Source organism: Vibrio sp. S234-5 (assembly GCF_000960595.1).
In the GTDB taxonomy this organism is placed as follows: domain Bacteria; phylum Pseudomonadota; class Gammaproteobacteria; order Enterobacterales; family Vibrionaceae; genus Vibrio.
This window is the reverse complement of the sequence record NZ_JZAM01000080.1, coordinates 1-1456: the sequence shown is the minus strand read 5'-3', so window position 1 is coordinate 1456 and position 1456 is coordinate 1. Positions and strand designations below refer to the sequence as shown.

General features: G+C 40.7%; 1 protein-coding gene. It reads left to right on the top strand.

Going from position 1 to position 1456, the window contains the following annotated elements; all coding sequences use genetic code 11:
* Positions 1–189: 189 nt before the first annotated feature.
* Entirely contained in the window at positions 190–1218 is a 1029-nt protein-coding gene (locus UF06_RS03405) for a DUF4238 domain-containing protein (protein ID WP_045569186.1), read from the top strand.
* Positions 1219–1456: the final 238 nt, after the last annotated feature.

The following is a 1456-nucleotide window of genomic DNA, read 5'->3' as shown; positions in this document are numbered from 1 at the left end:
GTTCGAACAGGGTTCGCCATTCTTGGTTAGTGCGTCGTTTGGCCATTTCAAATCTCCTTTGGGTTGGAGGTTTGATCTTATTATTCGGGCTAGACGATTAGAATGCGGGGTTTATGATGCGCTTACTTAGGTTGGGTGGTAGCGTTGCTCACCCCTTAATTGGGCGTTAAGCGTATTATGGAGGCTTCATTGAGCGTTAAAAAAGACAATCACTTTTTGCCTCAGATGTATCTGAAAAATTGGTGCAATGAGCAGGATAAGGTATTTCAATATAGGAAAGTAGTTCAACACGAAAATGTGCCTATCTGGAAAGACTATCATCCATCAGCTATCGGTTACTCTCAGTATTTGTATGTTAATACGCAAAATGGCAACCCAGATGATGTCTTGGAAAATTGGTTTGACTCCAATTATGAATTTCCCGCCAAAAATTTGATTGATAGAGTAATTCGTAATGAGAAGCTCTCGAGGAATGATTATAAGTTATTAGCTAATTTTGTTGCACTCCAGGATTTACGTACACCAAAGCGTTACTTTGAGCATTTAGAGCGCTCTGATGAAAAGGCACTGAGTGACATTGTCGAAGATGTGGTTAATGATGTTAAATCAAAAATTCCGCCGGACTTTAAACCTGATGGAAAGGCTCGTTACCATGATGGCTTACCAATAAAGGTGGAGATTGAAGAGGATGGTAATGACGCTTTTATTGTAAAAGTAACATGGTTGGCGGGCAGAGCTTCTTGGTTATGGTCTATAAAACATGTCCTTACTACTGTAGCTGAGCAACTACACCAAAACTCATGGACGATACTTCATCCAGCCAATGGTATGAGCTGGCTTACATCAGACAATCCAGTGGTTCGGCTAAATTATGAAAATGATAAAAGCTATGATTTTAATGGTGGTTGGGCAAACCCAAACAGTGAAGTATTTTTGCCATTGGGACCAAGGCATTTGTTGTATACGCAGGTTGGTGTTTCACCGCCCATCTTACGTGGGACTAAACTGACCGCAGACCAAACTCGGAATATTAACCGAATGATTGCTGAGAACTGCCATAACTTCGTTGTATCTCATGAAAAAAGAGGTGACGTTGAGTTGCTGATACCTAGGGTTGTAGATAAAGAAAAAGTTGAGACCGAAAAGGAACATTGGAAAAACTGGCATTTAAATCACCGAGATGCAGAGTTAGTATTTTACGGGGATAAATACGCTTAACAAACTGTTTAAGAGTGATTCGCAACGCGTGGAATTTTTACTATGCGTTGATTTTAGTGATTAAGGTGGTGTGCGGCTGCATCGGTATTGCGTTGCTCACACCTTAACAGAGCGTTATGTTTAATCACCAAAAATCAGTGGATTATGATTTTTCTTTGTTCCCTCGGCTGATTGGTTTTGTGTTTGTCGGCAAGTTAATTTCAGTGGGCGCGGTTTTCCGGACAATTATTCTTTGGCG